Origin of the sequence: Mesorhizobium sp. M7A.T.Ca.US.000.02.2.1 (assembly GCF_003996995.1) — a bacterium.
GTDB lineage: Bacteria > Pseudomonadota > Alphaproteobacteria > Rhizobiales > Rhizobiaceae > Mesorhizobium.
Genome location: NZ_RZTT01000687.1, coordinates 1 through 1,980 on the forward strand (window position 1 = coordinate 1; position 1,980 = coordinate 1,980).

Here is a 1,980-nt window from a genome sequence, read left to right on the forward strand (position 1 = left end):
GCCTGTGGCTGGTCAAGGACGGCGCGGTCAACCCCTATGACGGCGATCTCGAGGACTACAAGACGCTGGTCACCGGCGTCTCCGGCGACCGCCGCGGCAAGCGCGAGGCCGACAAGGCGTCAAAAGCCGACCGCCGCCGCGATGCGGCGGCTCGCCGCGCTGCCTTCGAGCCGCTGGCCAAGGAGATCCGCGCCACCGAAGCGCTGATGGACCGCATTCGCAAGCGCATCGACGGCATTGAGGACGAACTGTCCAATCCGGCGGTCTACGAGAAGGATCCCTCGACGGCGACACGGCTGGCCAAGGAGCGCTCGCAACTGGCCCAGACGCTGGCCGGCCACGAGGAAAAGTGGCTGACCATGTCGGCAGAGTATGAGGAAGGCACGGCGGAATAGCGTGTTCTTTCCTTCTCCCACAGGGGAGAAGGCAAGGCGCTATCTGGCCCTACACGCCGCGTCCGGAACCGGTTAACCTCGCCCCATGAACCAACACGCCAAGCTTCGCATCGGCCATTCGGCCTGTCCGCATGATTGCCCCTCGACCTGCGCGCTCGAAGTCGAGCTGCTCGACGACAATCGCATTGGCCGCGTCCATGGCGCCAAGTCCAACAGCTACACGGCCGGTGTCGTCTGCGCCAAGGTTGCCCGCTATGCCGACCGCGTCCATCATCCCGACCGTTTGCTGAAGCCGCTGATCCGCGCCGGTTCCAAGGGCGACGGCGCCTGGAAAGAAGCAAGCTGGGAGGCGGCGCTCGACCTCGTCGCCGAAAAATTCATTGCGGCCGAGGAGAAATACGGCTCGGAGACGGTCTGGCCCTATTATTATGCCGGCACGATGGGGCTGGTGCAGCGCGACGGCATCGACCGGCTGCGCCACGCCAAGAAATACTCCGGCTTTTTCGGTTCGATCTGCACCAATCTCGCCTGGACCGGCTGGATGATGGGCGCCGGCGCCTTGCGCGGGCCGGACCCGCGCGAGATGGCGAAATCCGATTGCGTGGTGATCTGGGGCACCAATGCTGTGGTGACGCAGGTCAACGTCATGACGCACGCCATCAAGGCGCGCAAGGAGCGCGGCGCGAAGATCGTCGTCATCGACGTCTATGAGAATGCGACGATGAAGCAGGCCGATCTCGGCCTGGTGCTGAAGCCGGGCACCGATGGCGCGCTAGCCTGCGCGGTCATGCATGTGCTGTTCAGGGAAGGCATGGCCGACCGCGCCTATCTCGAAAAGTACACGGACGACCCGAAAGGGCTGGAAGCGCATCTCGAGACGCGCACGCCGGACTGGGCGGCCGGGATCACCGGCTTGACTGTCGCCGAGATCGAGGCCTTCGCCCGCCTCGTCGGCACGACGAAAAAGACCTATTTGCGCCTCGGCTACGGCTTCGCGCGCCAGCGCAATGGCGCCGTCAACATGCATGCAGCGTCCTGCATCGCGGCTGTCACCGGCAGCTGGCAATATGAGGGCGGCGGCGCCTTCCATTCCAACTCCGGCATCTTCAAGCTCAACCAGGAAGTTCTGGAAGGCACCAGGATGCGCGATCCCTCGATCCGCCATCTCGACCATTCGCGCATCGGCCCGGTGCTGACCGGAGCCAGCGACGCGCTTTATGGCGGCCCGCCCGTGACGGCGATGCTGATCCAGAACACCAACCCGGTAAATGTCGCGCCGGAACAGCGGCTGGTGAAACAGGGTTTTATGCGCGACGACCTCTTCTCTTGCGTGCATGAGCAATTCATGACCGACACGGCCAAGCTTGCCGATGTCGTTCTGCCGGCGACGATGTTCCTCGAGCACGACGACGTCTACAAGGGCGGCGGCAACCAGCACATCACGCTCGGCCCCAAGCTGATCGAGCCGCCGGAGGGGCCGCGCACCAACCATTTCGTCATCGAGCAATTGGCTGATCGCCTCGGCGTCGCCGATCGCCCGGGCTTCGGCCTGACCGAGCAGCAGCATATCGACATCATCCTGGGC

At 64.5% G+C, this 1,980-nt stretch carries 1 protein-coding gene and 1 pseudogene; both read left to right on the forward strand.

Annotated elements, in window-relative coordinates:
• Positions 1-395, forward strand: a pseudogene (locus tag EOD15_RS33565) (ABC transporter ATP-binding protein); the annotation flags it as partial.
• 85 nt (positions 396-480) lie between these two features.
• A partial coding sequence (locus EOD15_RS33570; protein WP_127409258.1) for a molybdopterin-dependent oxidoreductase occupies positions 481-1,980 on the forward strand: 1,500 nt, incomplete at its 3' end.